This is a genomic window from Rhizobium laguerreae, from assembly GCF_019778565.1.
GTDB lineage: Bacteria > Pseudomonadota > Alphaproteobacteria > Rhizobiales > Rhizobiaceae > Rhizobium > Rhizobium laguerreae.
Genome location: NZ_JAAXQT010000011.1, coordinates 19092 through 33916 on the forward strand (window position 1 = coordinate 19092; position 14825 = coordinate 33916).

The following is a 14825-nucleotide window of genomic DNA, read 5'->3' on the forward strand; positions in this document are numbered from 1 at the left end:
CTCCACGCATCGGGGACCACATGGCTCCTACCCGGCCATCGCCGGCATGGCAGCCATGTACTCCTCCAGTGACTGGGCCTGCTCCTTCGAAAGGCGCAGACCATCCTTTGTTCTCCTCCACAGCACGTCTTCGGCGTGCCGGGCCCATTCCTGTTCGACGAGATAGGTGACCTCAGCTTCGTAGAGATCGCCACCGAACAGCCGACCGAGATCGTCGATGCCGCGGGCATCGCCAAGCAGCGCCTCGGCCTTGGTGCCATAGCGGCGCACCAGGCGGCGGGCATGCCGATCGGCGAGGAACGAATAACGCCGCTTCAGCTTGGCGACCTCCGCCTCGTAACCCTTGACCGCGAAGTCGCCGCCCGGCAGATGGCTTTTGGCCGTCCACGGAGCGCCTTTGGCGCCGATCGCAGCACCGATCTTCTCCAGCGCATGTTCGGAAAGCCGGCGATAGGTGGTGAGCTTTCCGCCGAAGACGTTGAGCAGCGGCGCGGCACCTTCGCCTTCCAGCTTCAGCACATAGTCGCGCGTCGCCTCCTGCGCCTTCGAGGCGCCATCATCATAAAGCGGCCTGACCGCAGAATAGGTCCAGACGATATCCTCCGGCCTGACCGGCTCCTTGAAATATTCCGACGCCGCATTGCAAAGATAGACGGTCTCTTCCTCGGAGATTCGGACATCCCGGGGATCGGCGGTGTAGTCGCGATCCGTGGTGCCGATCAGGGTGAAGTCGCCCTCGTAGGGGATGGCGAAGATGATGCGGTTGTCGGGATTCTGGAAGAAATAGGCTCTCACATCGTCGAATTTCTTCTTCACGACGATATGGCTGCCCTGGACGAGGCGGACATGGTGGGCTTCGTTCTGGCCGAAGGCGGAACGAATGACATGGTCGACCCAGGGACCGGCAGCATTGACCAGCATGCGGGCCTGATGGCTGTCATTGCGACCGGTGACTGTATCGATGGTCTCGATCTTCCACAGGCCATTCTCGCGCCTTGCCGACACCACCTTGGTGCGCGGCATGATCAGCGCACCCTTGTCGGCGGCATCGCGGGCGTTCAACACCACCATGCGGGCATCGTCGACCCAGCCGTCGGAATATTCGAAGGCCTTGGAAAACAGCGCCTTCAGCGGCTTGCCGGCCGGATCGCTGCGCATGTCGAGCACCGATGTCGGCGGCAACAGCTTGCGGCCGCCAAGATGGTCGTAGAGGAAGAGGCCGAGCCGGATCAGCCAGGCCGGGCGAATACCGCCCTTGTGGTAGGGCAGCACGAAACGCAGCGGCCAGATGATGTGCGGCGCCATCGCCCAGAGGATCTCGCGCTCCATCAGCGATTCACGCACCAGACGAAACTCGTAATGCTCGAGGTAACGCAGGCCGCCGTGGATCAGTTTGGTGGCGCCCGACGAGGTACCCGAGGCGAAATCGTTCATCTCCGCCAGCGCCACCGTATAGCCGCGCCCGACGGCATCGCGCGCAATGCCGCAACCGTTGATGCCGCCACCGATGACGAATATGTCGTGAATATTTCGGCCCAATTCCCCCTCCGAGCCCGCCGTCGATTTCGCATCGCACAAAACTTGCGCAATTGCGAAAGTAACATCAGTTAAAACGAAAGGAATACGAATGTCAAACGAATGTTTGTGAGGGTCTGTTGTCTAGCGAGATCTGCCGTTCGTTTCGATCAGTTTCACATTGTTTTCGAGGCAGAGATTGCGGATCGACGGCACAGGACAGCGATCGGTGATGAAGGTATGAACCTGGGAAAGCTGACCGATCCTGACCGGCGCGGTACGTTCGAACTTCGTCGAATCGGCAACGAGAATGACATGCCGGGCATTGGCGATGATGGCCTGGGCGACCTTCACTTCGCGAAAATCATAGTCAAGAAGCGCGCCATCGATATCGATCGCCGACGCGCCGATCACGGCGTAATCGACCTTGAACTGGCGGATGAAATCGACGGCCGCCTCGCCGACGATCCCGCCGTCCGAACCGCGCACGACCCCGCCGGCAATGACCACCTCGATTGCCGGAAAAAGGCGTAATCTATTGGCAACGTTGATATTATTGGTGATCACCATCAGCTCGTGATGGTTGGCGAGCGCCTCGCCCACCGCCTCCGTTGTCGTTCCGATATTGATGAAGAGCGAGGCCCCGCTCGGAATCAGCTCGACCGTGGCAATGCCGATCGCCTGTTTCTCGGAAGCGGCGATCTGACGGCGCGCTTCGTATTTGACATTCTCCGTCCCACTCGGGAATGTGGCGCCGCCATGGATGCGCGTCAGCACCTGCGCATCGCAGAGATCGTTCAGGTCCTTGCGGATCGTCTGGGGCGTCACCGAAAAGCGGGAGGCGAGCTCCTCGACCAGCACTCTGCCGCTCGATTTCGCAATCGCCACGATTTCAATTTGCCGGTCGGTCAAGAACATGAACGCGCGCCTTTCGATCTGCTTTCGTTTTAAAGAAAGCGAACCGCAGCGCAATGCCTATCTGTTACCGGGCCGCCTTCACGGCCCGAATTCGACGCTACCGCTTCCGCATCACGTTGACGACGAGCACACCGAGGATTGCCATGACGCCACCGACCGCGCCGAGCGCTGTCGGCGTTTCGCCCAGCCAGACGAACCCGATCAGCGTGGCGACCGGGGGAACACCGTAGAGGAAATTCGAGGCGCGGGCGGCCGTCAGCCGCTTCAGGGCGATTGCCCAGGTGAGATAGCCGATCGCGGTCGGGAAGATAACGAGATAGGCAACGCCCCAGTTCACCTCCGCCGGTGCGGCGGCCAGCGCCTGAATCGTCGCCGGGACGGCCGGAAACAGTGGTACGGAACCGATGAGCAGGATCCAGGCAGTGACGGCAAGCGCCGGCAACCGCCCGAGCAGCGGCTTCTGCAGCACGCTGGCGACTGCCGAGCAGAGCGCCGCGCCAAGGATGAGGACGGCATTCGGATCGAGCTTAAAGCCGCCGTCGGAAGCGACCGCAATCAGCGCCACGCCGCCGAAGGAAACTGCCGTGCCCACCCAGCCCCAGCGGCCGAAGCGCTCGCCAAGCGCGAATGTGGCGATGAGGGCAGTGAAGACAGGCATGGTGTTGATGATGAAGCTTGCCGGTCCCGCCGCAACGGTCTGCTCGCCGGTGTTCAGCAGAACCGCATAGGCGGCGATGAAAAGCACGGCGGCAACGGAGAGGCGGAAAAAATCACGTTTTTCCGGCATCGGCCGATAGATGACGAGATAGACGAGAGCGATGACGCCGGCTGCCACATAACGCGCCGTCGCCAGTTCGATCGGCGTCAGCGGTCCGAGACAGATGCGGATCACCACGAAGGAGGAAGCCCAGGAGAGGATGGTGACGATGATCGCCGCAAAGGCCACCAGATCGAACCCGCCTTGCTGTTTCGTCGAAACCGGTACACTTGCCGCCATGCTCATTTTCGCCTCCATGTGTTGCTGCGACAGTGATTAGGCCTTCGATGCGTGCTTGAAAAGCATCGCAATCGATGATCAGATGTGCGCATGGTTCACAGCTCGCCAATTCTTCCGCCGCTCGATACGCTCGAGACCTTTGCCCGCGCCGCCCGGCTGGGATCGTTTTCGGCTGCGGCCGAGGAAAGCGGCATCACGCACGGCGCGGTGTCGCGCCAGGTCTCGCGGCTGGAGCGCTGGATGGGCGTTCGCCTGTTTGCGCGCGAAGCCCGAGGCGTGCGTCTGACGCCGGAAGGCATGCGGTTTTTCGCGCGGGCGGAAGAAGCACTTACGCTGCTCGGCAATAGCGGCGAACGCTGGCTGCCTCGCCGCAACAAGGCGGTGGTACGCCTTTCGGTGACGCCCTCTGTCGCCTCTCTATGGCTGTTTCAACGCCTGCCGAAGCTCGAAGGAAACGAGCTGCATGTCGAGCTGACGCTCGAACACCGGCTGGCGGATTTCGGCGAAGGCACGGATCTTGCCATTCGCTGCGGCAAAGGACCATGGGCTGGCGTGCGCGCCCTGCCGCTCTGGCAGGAGAAATCGTTTCCGATCGCCGCCCCGGCGCTGGCGGAGCGGCTCGGGCAGCGCTCCGATGCCTTGGCGCTGCTCGATCTGCCGATCCTTCACGATTCGAATATTGAAGGCTGGCGGCGCTGGCTCTCTCGTGAGGGCGTCGACTATATACCGCGCGGCCATGATCGGCGCTTCGAGGACTACAATCTGGTGATCGATGCCTGTGCGCAAGGGCTCGGCATCGCGCTCGCGCGGCCGCCGCTGTCGGATGCCGCGCTGGCCACCGGGCGCGTCGTCGCGGTGTCGGAGCGGACGCTCGACTATCATGTGGCCTTTCACCTAATTAGACCGGACGAGGCCCTTAGAAGCCCGGCCATCGAATTCGCCAGCCGCTTCCTGCGCGAGGCCGGTCACGACGAGACGACGATCGCCGCGTTCACCGCGCCAGGCCGGGCCAAAACGTAGGCGGATCGGACGGCCAGCGCTAGATCGAGCCAGTTTGTCATAGAGCAGACAAACGACGGCATTGCCGCTGCGCGGGCCAGAGGAAAGAAACCGCGGCGCCAGCCACTCGATGGCAACAAAGTCGAGGCCGCTCAACTATTTATCGCGAATGCACCAGCTAGGTGTCAGACGCTCCGAGCAACAGGATTTCTTATGATACGCAGCTCTTCGCGAAGCAATATCCTGAAACACACGGTACGATCCGATGCAGAAAAAGCGCGCATCTGTGCCGCTAACAATGCAGACTTGTATCAGGCGATGTTCCGTGCCCATGGACTGCCTCATCAGCGAACCAGTGCATTTTGGTCAAGCGATGCGATCGCACCCCCTACTATTCCAACATGACGACACTTGACCCGGATGCAACGGAGGAACAGCTGATTGAAATCGGTCGGCTGACAGATCGGCTAGGACGGCGACCTGGTTTCAAAGACGGGTTTTCCAGGCTCGATCTCGTCAACAAAGGGTTCCAGTTGTTGTTTTCCGCATCATGGATTTAGGCTGAACCTCACAGAATTTCAGCGCGTGAGCCTCAAAATTGGGCACGCATTCGCGATGCCGCGGCGCTGGATCTCTGGGAAAATTCCTGGAAAGAGTCTGGTAGCCAGACCGATGCCAACGTCTTCACACCGGCCCTGCTTTCCGATCGCAACATGCATATCTATGGCCGATGGGCCGGCAACGGTATTGATGCGGGCTGCATCGTAAATCGATCACCGGAGGCTGTAGGAATCTCCAATATCTTTAACTTGGCTGGTACGCCGCAGGCCTTCCGAGATGCCATTTCGTTGGCCACTATAGCCTTTTCACCCGATGTGCCGCTAGTCGGGTATGACAGTGGCGCAGCGCTAGACGAGATGACAAAGCTGGGCTTCAGGTCAGTCGGCAAACTGAGAATTTGGCTATCTGACGACGGTTCCTAAGTGTCTTTCTTTATTTGTTCTCCAATAACGTAGTTTGATGGGAAACCAACGCTACGCCCTCTGTAGTGCTACGGCGGCGTGCCGTAGCTATCCCAGATCTTCAGACAATGCCCCACCAGGACCTCGCCCTCGTCGGGCGTTGCCGTTCGAATATCATTATGTCGTGATCCTGCTTGGGCATGCGAGAGTGCGAAATCGCGCCTCAGACGAGATGGCCTCCCCTGCCGCGACGCGGCAGGGGACGTCAAAAGGCCATATCAATTCGCTGGTGTGAGCGTCATCGAGGCGCTGCCGGCCGCAACGTTGAGGCCGAGCTGACCGGTCAGGCTGACCGTCTGCAGATGGATCGAACCGGAGGTGCCACCAACCAGGAGATTGGCGCCGACACCGGCGCCGAGCGTGGCTTCGGCGGTGGCACCGACATAGAGGCCGGCGAGCGATCCGCGGTGATAGCCGGCCGTCGGCGCGAACACGGCCCAGATCAGGCGGCTGCGCGTGGTGAAGCCAAGGTCGATGCCGAGCTTTCTCATTTCACCGGTATAACGATCCGAAAGTTCGTTGCCGACGGTCGACTGGAAGATGCAGTCGGCCTCTTTGGAGGAACCGAGCACGTAACCCGTGCCGCCGCCGATATCGCAGGTGAGGTAACCGATCTTCACGCCATTGCGCAGGTCCGGCTCTTCATATGTCCTGGTGCCTAGATCGGCGGCATTGACCGCCCCAGCGCCGACAAACGTCAACGATACCGCGGCAAACGCCGTCGCAAGAATTTTGTTCATAAGTCTCTCCTTCTCAAATCGTGACGGGAGCATACCCGGCTACTCGCCACCAGATTCGGCAACAGATAACGGACGGAACCGCAAAACGATCCCGAACCGGCATCATTTACGCATCGCATGTCAAAGCGCCTGGGGGCGCAAGCGACAAACACGCTTACGGTTCAGCTCCCATTGGGACATTTCGAAGGCACCTTTTCGCGTCATCCGTTTATTTCACGATCTTGTCAGGGATGGTTGCCGGAAAGGCACGATCCTGATCGCCGTCAACTCACGACGAGCGGTATCATGCCACATCGCAGGCGTCCTATTGGACAGTCGATGGATGATCGCGCAGGTTGCCATGTCGTATAGATAGCTGTACTGTTTGAAGATACTCTCCATCCAGCACTGAAACTGGAGAGGAAACGGCATGATTGCTTGGCATTGCCGCAGATTTTCTGCTTGTTTTCCGGAATTCTGCTTCTGTTCGAACAGCAACTAAGTCTGAATTTGAGAAATATAATCAGGCGATATTTTCGCGGGGGCCGGACAATCGTACGCCCGCCGATCTCTATTGGAGATAACGGGCAATTTATCGGGAGGGAAAGATGCGCATACGCAGGACAAACATCATACTGGCGGGATGCCTTGCCGTCTCCGCCTGCCAGTCCGGCCCGACGTCGCAAGCCGTCTCGGATCGTAATTCCGAATTCGGCTGCATCGCCGGAACCGTCGGCGGCGCGATTGTCGGCGGATTGATCGGCAGCACGATCGGCGCCGGAACCGGGCAGGTGCTTGCTGTCGGTGCCGGCATCGGCGGCGGCGGTTACGTCGGCAACCGTCTGGCTTGCCGCTAATTGGGGAGGGATATCAAGCGATGAAGACCTTGGTTTTGGTGACCACATTCATACTGTGCCAATGCGTTGGGGCAGCGGCTCAACAACAGCAACAGCCCGGATCGATGTATCAGGGCCAGATGGATCGGCTTGACGCAAATACCAGCAAGACCGTCGAGCGATCGGAATACGAGACCTTCATGGGCACGGCTTTCGGAAGTCTCGACAAGAACAAGGACGGCAGCCTGCAGTCCGACGAGACGGTGCAGATCCTGACAGTCGAGCAATTCACTTTGACCGACGCGAACAACAACGGCCGCATTAGCCGAAGCGAATTCATGCAGCGGGTGATGGCGGATTTCGCGACAGCCGACCACGACCGGGACGGAAACCTTCAGTGACGGAGACGTCAAACCAAATGTGGTAATAAAGGAAAACCCGGCGGATGTTTCGCCGGGTTTTTATACTTTAATATGGTCGCGTTATACTTTTCGCATCAGTCGCATGACGAGCGATACGACGAACAGCACCAGGAAAATGAAGAACAGAACCTGGGCAATGGAAGCTGACGCCCCTGCGATGCCGCCAAATCCGAGGACGCCGGCAATCAAGGCCACGACGAGAAATACCAGAGCGTAGTAAAGCATCGCAATCTCCTTGTACGTTGCTGCGGAGATAACGGAGGCCGCCCCATTTGGTTCCCGTCCGTCTGATGGCCGGGACATGCAACGTCGCATCAGCTTCATTCAGCCGACGTGAAAGACGCCGCTGTACATCCGATCGCCTTCATTCGGCTCGGGAGGTTCGGCCGCGTCGAGATAGGCCTTGAGCGGCCCGGTCAGGACGAACCAGATGCTGGCTCCCAGCATGAAATAGGCTCCCACCGGATCGTCGATGCGGGCGATGAACGGAAGGCAGGCCGATGCGAAGAGGACGATGATCCGCACCGACCACTCCGCCTCACGTTTGGCGATGGCGCGCGCTCTCAGCGACTTGTATTCCCGGGCGCCGTAACCGCCTTGCCCTGCCTTCACAGCCGAAAGCAGCTTTCGCGCGGACGGCAGCGCCAGCATGACCAGCGCGGCAACACTGAGCGTGAAAGTCTCGCCGGCCATGACCTGCCCGCTCGCGATCAGGAGAAAGGAGAGCACAACGAGATTCCACGTCGGCTCCAGCAGCTCCGGCGGTTGCCGCGTGCGGAGATGCCAACTCCGCAGCAAACCCGCCGCGCCGTGCAGTAGCGGCTGATCGATATAACGATTGATCCAGTCCATGCCGATGCGCCCGTCCCCGATTGCATGAAGAGGCCTCCGAACACCACGGAATTTGGTCATCATCGTGGCGACAACCGTCGAATCCGTCCGCAACCGATCGAACCGCGTGTCGCAACCCCTAAAATTTGGAGCCGATTTCAGACGCGCGGCAGCCGTCTAGCGCAATTCCTGCGCGACTTCCCAAACATGGCCGATGGATCCGCAAAGGCCGCGGTGCGTTTTCTCCTCCGTTGCCCCGAGCGGCCAATCGATGTCGCTAGCCGGCTCTTCACTGGTCGTTTCGACACTGACGGTTTCGACATGCCGGGCAAAATAATCGTCAGCTTCGCAGGCCGGGCGCCTCCTGACCGGTGCGCGCCACATATTCGGTATAGCCGCCGCCATATTGATGGATGCCGTCGGGCGTCAGCTCCAGCACCCGGTTGGAGAGTGCAGCCAGGAAATGCCGGTCGTGCGACACGAACAGCATCGTACCCTCATATTGCGACAGCGCCTTGATCAGCATTTCCTTGGTGTCGAGGTCGAGGTGGTTCGTCGGCTCGTCGAGCACGAGCAGGTTCGGCGGGTCGAACAGCATCATTGCCATGACCAGCCGCGCCTTCTCACCGCCTGACAGCACCCGACACCGCTTTTCGATATCGTCGCCGGAGAAGCCGAAACATCCGGCTAGCGCACGCAAAGGCCCCTGCCCTGCCTGGGGAAACCGGTGTTCCAACGATTGGAAGACGGTGTGCTCGCCGTCGAGAATATCCATGGCGTGCTGGGCGAAATAGCCCATCTTGACGCTGGCGCCGAGAGCGACGCTGCCTTCGTCAGGCTCGGCCGTGCCCGTCACCAATTTCAACAGCGTCGATTTCCCGGCGCCGTTGATACCCATGATGCACCAGCGTTCCCGGCGCCGCACCATGAAATCCAGCCCTTCATAAATGCTTCGACTGCCGTATTTCTTGTGAACGTTCTTCAGGCTGACTACGTCCTCGCCGGAACGCGGCGCCGGCTGGAAGTCGAAGGAGACCGCCTGACGGCGCTTGGGCGGCTCCACCCGGTCTATCTTCTCCAGCTTCTTGACGCGGCTCTGCACCTGCGAGGCATGCGAGGCACGCGCCTTGAACCGTTCGATGAACTTGATTTCCTTGGCGAGCATCGCCTGCTGGCGTTCGAACTGGGCCTGCTGCTGTTTCTCGTTCTGCGCCCGCTGCTGCTCGTAGAATTCATAGTCGCCGGAATAGGCCGTCAGCGTGCCGCCGTCGATCTCGATGATCTTGGTGACGATGCGGTTCATGAACTCGCGATCGTGCGAAGTCATCAGCAGCGCGCCCTCATACCCCTTCAGGAACTCTTCCAGCCAGATCAGGCTTTCCAGATCCAGGTGGTTGCTTGGCTCGTCGAGCAGCATGACATCCGGGCGCATGAGCAGGATGCGGGCAAGCGCTACGCGCATCTTCCAGCCGCCCGACAGCGCGCCGACATCGCCGTCCATCATCTCCTGGCTGAAGCTCAGGCCCGCGAGCACTTCGCGGGCGCGTCCCTCGAGCGCGTAACCGTCCAGCTCCTCGTAGCGCGCCTGCACCTCGCCATAGCGCTCTATGATCTTGTCCATGTCGTCGGCCTGCTCGGGATCGGCCATGGCGGCTTCGAGCTCGCGCAACTCCGCAGCAACGATGCTGACCGGCCCAGCGCCGTTCATCACCTCGGCGACGGCGCTGTGGCCGGCCATCTCGCCGACGTCCTGGTTGAAATAGCCGATGGTGACGCCCTTCTCGCAGGAGACCTGCCCCTCGTCGGGCTGCTCCTCGCCGTTGATCATCCGGAAAACGGTCGTCTTGCCGGCGCCGTTCGGGCCGACGAGACCGATCTTCTCGCCTCTGTTGAGCGCTGCCGAAGCCTCGATGAAGAGGATGCGGTGGCTGAGCTGCTTGCTGATATTTTCGATACGGATCATGATTTACGCGGCGCCTGGAGAAAGAGATTTTGGCGCGCTTATGCCATGCGGAGAAACCGCAGGATAGCCCCGTTTCCCACCCCGTCGATCAAGAATATGATGCCGAAAAGCCTGAGTGGTTTTCGAACCACATCATGCTCACCTTCTTTAATTTGCAACAGGATTGGATAATATCGCGGCTCACGCCAACGGAGACCTGTGCCAATGAGCGTTCGTCCGCCGCAATCCTTCAGACAATCCGAGCAGGATAGAAACGGCTTCAACGTCCTCGAATACGAGTTGATGTCGGAACGCGCGGAATCGCTCGGACGTCACGGGCTAAAGGTGGAGGCAGCCCTTGCCGCCCTGAGGACCTGGACTGCCGACCACCAGAGCGGCGAAGACCACGAGAGGCTTCTCAACGAAGCCTCCGACGCCGTCTGGGCGTTCTTCATCCAGCGTGAGATTTGCGGCTTGCGGAACAACCGCGACGCCATCCAGCGCTACGGCATCCCGAACGAAGTGATCGCGAGATTGGGCGCGATCAGGAAATAACGAGGGCGGCGGATGGTGTGGCTGCCGTCCCGCCCTCTATTGGGTGGAAATCCCCCGTGCGGAACGGTATGGCTTGGTGCCGAACCAATGCGAAAGGAAACGCGATGCCAATCTCCATCCGGATCGGGAATGAGGATCTCACCGTCGATGTCTCCTCTCTCGGCGCCGAGATGCAGGCGCTGAGCTCAAGCGACGGACGCTCGTGGTTATGGACCGGCGACGCAGCCTTCTGGACCGGGCGGTCGCCGATCCTGTTTCCGATCGTCGGCAAGGCGCCTGATGACAAGGTAGCGATCGGCGGCACGGTCTATCCGATGGCCCAGCATGGGTTTGCCCGCCGCAGCGAATTCGTGCTTGCGGCCTCCACTGAGACGATGTGCCGGTTCGAACTGGTCGCCTCGGATGCGACGCGGTCGGTGTATCCTTTCGATTTTCAGCTGGCCGTGGTGCATGCGGTCGAGGGCCGTGTGCTGACTGTCACGGCGGAGGTCACCAATCGCGGCCGGAAGGCGATGCCCTTCGGCCTCGGATTCCATTCGGCCTTCGCCTGGCCATTGCCAGATGCTTCCGGGCGCGACCATGTCGTGACGCTCGACAATAAAGGCGAGCCGGGTCTTGTGCGGCTGGAAGGCGGTCTCATCAACCCCGCGCCCCTGCCCTCGCCGTTCGATGCCGGCCGGCTGGTGCTCGATCACGCCATGTTCGAGCAGGATGCGATGATTTTCCCTGATGGTGCGGGCGAAAGCTTGAGTTACGGCGCCGAAGGCGGGCCGGTCATGCAGTTCCATTTCGAAAACCTGCCCAACCTTGCGCTGTGGACCAAGCCGAGTGCGCCCTTCCTCTGCATCGAGCCCTGGCATGGGACGGCTGCGGAAGCTGGAGGGTCGAGCGAGCTGTCGGAGAGGCCGTCGACCACGATCCTAGCGCCGGGTGCGGTGGCGAGCTTCGCCTTCACGGTCAAAATTCCGGAATAGGGACAGGCAGAAAGCGCTCGCCGGGAAGCCGGGCGAGTGCCGCTGTTTCAATGAGCGCCGGCGCCACCACCGGCCTGCGGTTTTAGGGTGAGCAGCAGGGCGACGGCTCCAATGGCGAGAACCACGCCGATGACGGCGAATGTATCGGCAAACCGAGGATCAGAGCCTGGCGTTTGACGATCTGGCCAAGCGCCACGACGGCCTTCTGGGCTGCGACGGCATGGTCGGAGACCCATGCTGGACGAAGTAGGCTGTCAATTGGTCGAGACGGGTGCGGACTTCATCGCGGCCGGGTGAGCGACACTGGGAGTGAATGCACAGAGCGCAAGCGAAGGGCAATATTGAGCGACGTGCCGCGCGGCCCCCTCAACCGCCTGCCGGCACCTTCTCCCTGCTGGGGAGAAGAGGCGTGTGGCAGCGTCTTGCCATCTCTCCTTACCCGATACCCTTCGACGATACCGTCAGTTTGGCGGAGCGCCCAGCGCATGCAGGATGCCGCGCAGTTCGGCGAGGCCGCGCATGCGGCCGATGGCCGGGTAGCCTGGTGTGACGACCTTGTCGAGGTCGTCGAGCATGCGATGGCCATGGTCCGATCGGAACACGATGGTGTCTTCGGGACTGCGGCGGCGGTCTTCCGCGACCAGTTCGCTGAGAACGGCGACCATATCGACGTCGCCTTCCAGATGCGCGCTTTCATGGAATGTCCGGCCGTCACCCTCGCGCGTCGTGGCGCGCAGATGGGCGAAGTGGATGCGCGAGGCGAAGCGTCGGGCGATCGCCGGCAGGTCGTTTTCGGCGCGCACACCGAGGCTGCCGGTGCAGTAACACATGCCGTTCGCCGCCGACGGCACCGCATCGAAGAGAGCGGCATAGTCGTCCGCCGTCGAGGCGATGCGCGGCAGGCCGAACAGCGAACGCGGCGGATCGTCTGGATGCAGCGTCAGCTTGACGCCGCGCGCTTCGGCAGCCGGCGTCACCGCCTCCAGGAATTCGACCAGGTGCCGGCGCAGCCTCGCGGCATCGATGCCACTATAGGCGACGAGCTTTTCCCGGAAGGCCGGAATGGTCAGAGGTTCGGTGGTCGAACCCGGCAGAGCCGAAGTGATGATGCGGGTGATGTCGGCGATCTCGTCGTCCGTCATCGCCTCGAAGACGATACGCGCCCGTTCGCGGTCTTCGCTGGAATAGTGCTGCGCCGCATCCGGCCGCTCCAGAATGAAGAGATCGAAGGCTGCGAAGCGTTCATGGTCGAAGCGCATGGCGGTGGCGCCGGTCGGCGTCACGAAATCGAGTTCGGTGCGAGTCCAGTCCACCACCGGCATAAAATTATAGCAGACGATCGGAATACCGCAGGCGGCGACCGCTTCTAGGCTGGCGATCCACGCCTCGATTTCGGCCTTCGCCTCCCCGCCCTTGCGCTTGACGGCGTCGGGGATCGGGATGCTCTCGACCACCGACCAGACGAGCGGGGAACGGTCGCCGGGCGTCGTCTCGATCAGAGCTTGCCGTTCGCGCACTTCCTTCTCCGTCCAGGCCCTGCCGATCGGCACCTGATGCAGCGAAGAGACGATATTCGTCGCGCCCGTCTGGCGGACATCATCCAGCGTCACCGGCGCTTCCGGCCCGAACCATCTCCAACCCTGTCGCATCCTTCTTCCTTCCCTCTCGCTTTTCGTTTCGTGTTCTGGCCTGCTGTCAGCAGAAATAATCGGGGTAACGCGCGCGCAACTCGTCGACATCGGGAATGACGGCGCTTAAGTGATGGGTCATCGCGCTTCGTGCAACCGCCGCATCATGGGCGGCCAGTGCATCGCGGATGATCATGTGTTCCTGCACCACATTATCCATGCGCCCAAGGACCGGCAACGTCAGGCGCCGTGCCCGGTCGATCTGCACCTTGACCGTTTTCAGGATTGCCCAGATGCCGGGATAACCCGATATCTGCGTGATCGCCTCATGAAAGGCCTCGTCCTCCTCATGGAAGCTCGAAGCATTGCCGGTCGCGGCATGGGCCTGCTGGCGGGCTATGATGGCGTCGAGACGGGCGATATCGGTGGCCGTCGCGGTCAGAGCCGCAGCCTCGACGGTCGCGCCTTCGAGCGCCTTGCGCACGACGACCGCCTCAGGGATCGCCGAGACCGCCACCCGCGACACGAGGGTGCCCGACTGCGGGTAGATATCGACCAGTCCGCCTTCGGAAAGCCGGAGCAGCGCCTCGCGTACCGGCGTGCGGCTGACGCCGAAATCATCGGCGATCCGCTTTTCCTGCAGCAGCATGCCGGGCGGCATCCGCAGCGACACGATGTCGGCATAGAGGCGATCATAGATGGCGCCGGCCGTGGTGATACGGCGCAGCCTGCCCCCGGCCTCCCGCGACGTCGGGACGACCAAAACTTCGGTTTCTGATGCTTGCTGCATGGGGTATACCGGGACGCTGAAACCTCGTGGCATACTAGTATATCAGTTTTATCGCCGTGCCAAGACATACTGCTCGAGGTTCGACGCTTCGCGAATTGAGCAAGTCGACCCCCGGGCGGAGGCAAAAACATGGAACGGCAATTACAGTGCGCAAGCGCTGGTGAACGGCATAGACCTCGCGGAAATGAAAAGCTGATCTCTACGCCGAGGCACTCTTTGTTTGGAACTTAGATCGGCCAAGTTGGTTGAGATCCGCAAGGAGGCCCTCATGAAAAAGCCAGCACCACGCAAGACAAACGAAAATACGACTGACGGCGGCCGGCCGAAAACTCCACCCGCCGCGGACGCTGGCGGACGGAAGATGGTTCGGCGAGCCGCAAACCAAATCGACAGGCCGAGCGGCGGGTCGCCGGCAGCCAGCCGCGAGGAGGAGATCCGAGGAAGGGCATATTCCCTGTGGGAGAAAGAAGGCAGGCCGGAAGGCAAGCACGGGCATCACTGGACCCTGGCCGAACATGAACTCGATGCGCAGCAGGGCGAAGCCGACAATCCTCCAAACCTCGCAGCATTGCGAGAGGCCTCGCGCGAACATACGGATGCCTTCCTCGTCAAGACCGATCTCGAGGACGCCGATCAACGCGAAGCCTCCCCCGGCACACGCGAGCAGGATTGAACTT

General features: G+C 61.1%; 15 protein-coding genes and 2 pseudogenes. 6 read left to right on the top strand and 11 right to left on the bottom strand.

What is annotated here, in order from left to right; genetic code table 11:
- Positions 1 to 27 precede the first annotated feature (27 nt).
- The 3 genes from glpD to HFO71_RS28660 all read right to left on the bottom strand — a co-directional run bounded on the left by glpD (position 28) and on the right by HFO71_RS28660 (position 3448).
- Positions 28 to 1539: a glycerol-3-phosphate dehydrogenase gene (gene glpD / locus HFO71_RS28650; RefSeq protein WP_077979729.1), complete on the bottom strand. Its 1512-nt coding sequence runs from the start codon at positions 1537 to 1539 to the stop codon at positions 28 to 30.
- A gap of 120 nt (positions 1540 to 1659) precedes the next feature.
- A complete protein-coding gene (locus HFO71_RS28655) occupies positions 1660 to 2433 on the bottom strand; it encodes a DeoR/GlpR family DNA-binding transcription regulator (protein ID WP_017957589.1) in 774 nt (257 codons plus the stop codon).
- 97 nt (positions 2434 to 2530) lie between these two features.
- Entirely contained in the window at positions 2531 to 3448 is a 918-nt protein-coding gene (locus tag HFO71_RS28660; protein WP_132614781.1) for a DMT family transporter, read from the bottom strand.
- Positions 3449 to 3520: 72 nt separating this feature from the next.
- Here HFO71_RS28660 and HFO71_RS28665 point away from each other — a divergent pair, with 72 nt between their 5' ends.
- Entirely contained in the window at positions 3521 to 4450 is a 930-nt protein-coding gene (locus HFO71_RS28665; protein ID WP_077979731.1) for a LysR family transcriptional regulator, read from the top strand.
- 1033 nt (positions 4451 to 5483) lie between these two features.
- Here the strand turns inward: HFO71_RS28665 and HFO71_RS36340 are convergent.
- Positions 5484 to 5564, bottom strand: a pseudogene (locus HFO71_RS36340) (GNAT family N-acetyltransferase); the annotation flags it as partial.
- 105 nt (positions 5565 to 5669) lie between these two features.
- Positions 5670 to 6191 (bottom strand): DUF992 domain-containing protein, encoded by a 522-nt coding sequence (locus tag HFO71_RS28670; RefSeq protein ID WP_017957594.1) that lies wholly within the window; start codon positions 6189 to 6191, stop codon positions 5670 to 5672.
- Positions 6192 to 6778: 587 nt separating this feature from the next.
- On the opposite strand from HFO71_RS28670, the gene HFO71_RS28675 reads away from it, so the two are divergent.
- Both HFO71_RS28675 and HFO71_RS28680 read left to right on the top strand, forming a co-directional pair.
- On the top strand, positions 6779 to 7027 hold the full coding sequence (locus HFO71_RS28675) for a glycine zipper 2TM domain-containing protein (RefSeq protein WP_003552191.1): 249 nt from the start codon (positions 6779 to 6781) through the stop codon (positions 7025 to 7027).
- 20 nt (positions 7028 to 7047) lie between these two features.
- A complete protein-coding gene (locus tag HFO71_RS28680) occupies positions 7048 to 7407 on the top strand; it encodes an EF-hand domain-containing protein (protein ID WP_027667051.1) in 360 nt (119 codons plus the stop codon).
- Between the two features lie 81 nt (positions 7408 to 7488).
- Here the strand turns inward: HFO71_RS28680 and HFO71_RS28685 are convergent, their stop codons facing one another.
- The 3 genes from HFO71_RS28685 to HFO71_RS28695 all read right to left on the bottom strand — a co-directional run bounded on the left by HFO71_RS28685 (position 7489) and on the right by HFO71_RS28695 (position 10222).
- On the bottom strand, positions 7489 to 7653 hold the full coding sequence (locus HFO71_RS28685; protein ID WP_003549551.1) for a DUF1328 domain-containing protein: 165 nt from the start codon (positions 7651 to 7653) through the stop codon (positions 7489 to 7491).
- A 99-nt stretch (positions 7654 to 7752) separates the two neighbouring features.
- Entirely contained in the window at positions 7753 to 8343 is a 591-nt protein-coding gene (locus tag HFO71_RS28690; RefSeq protein WP_027667052.1) for a hypothetical protein, read from the bottom strand.
- Positions 8344 to 8599: 256 nt separating this feature from the next.
- Positions 8600 to 10222, bottom strand: coding sequence for an ABC-F family ATP-binding cassette domain-containing protein (locus tag HFO71_RS28695; RefSeq protein WP_077979735.1), 1623 nt, complete (start codon positions 10220 to 10222; stop codon positions 8600 to 8602).
- Positions 10223 to 10426: 204 nt separating this feature from the next.
- On the opposite strand from HFO71_RS28695, the gene HFO71_RS28700 reads away from it, so the two are divergent.
- Positions 10427 to 10756, top strand: a complete 330-nt coding sequence (locus HFO71_RS28700) for a DUF6665 family protein (protein WP_131641887.1) — start codon at positions 10427 to 10429, stop codon at positions 10754 to 10756.
- Positions 10757 to 10860: 104 nt separating this feature from the next.
- Positions 10861 to 11730 carry an aldose 1-epimerase family protein gene (locus HFO71_RS28705; protein WP_077979737.1) on the top strand — a complete coding sequence of 290 codons (870 nt, stop codon included), beginning with the start codon at positions 10861 to 10863 and terminating at the stop codon, positions 11728 to 11730.
- Between the two features lie 47 nt (positions 11731 to 11777).
- On the opposite strand, the pseudogene HFO71_RS28710 reads toward HFO71_RS28705, so the two are convergent.
- From HFO71_RS28710 to HFO71_RS28720, 3 genes and pseudogenes are all read right to left on the bottom strand, one after another.
- Positions 11778 to 12018 (bottom strand): annotated as a pseudogene (locus HFO71_RS28710) (EmrB/QacA family drug resistance transporter); the annotation flags it as partial.
- 173 nt (positions 12019 to 12191) lie between these two features.
- Entirely contained in the window at positions 12192 to 13379 is a 1188-nt protein-coding gene (gene uxuA / locus HFO71_RS28715) for a mannonate dehydratase (RefSeq protein ID WP_077979738.1), read from the bottom strand.
- 46 nt (positions 13380 to 13425) lie between these two features.
- Positions 13426 to 14148 (bottom strand): GntR family transcriptional regulator, encoded by a 723-nt coding sequence (locus tag HFO71_RS28720; protein ID WP_077979739.1) that lies wholly within the window; start codon positions 14146 to 14148, stop codon positions 13426 to 13428.
- Positions 14149 to 14416: 268 nt separating this feature from the next.
- Between HFO71_RS28720 and HFO71_RS28725 the strand changes: the two genes are divergently transcribed.
- Positions 14417 to 14821 (top strand): DUF2934 domain-containing protein, encoded by a 405-nt coding sequence (locus tag HFO71_RS28725; RefSeq protein WP_025398492.1) that lies wholly within the window; start codon positions 14417 to 14419, stop codon positions 14819 to 14821.
- Positions 14822 to 14825: the final 4 nt, after the last annotated feature.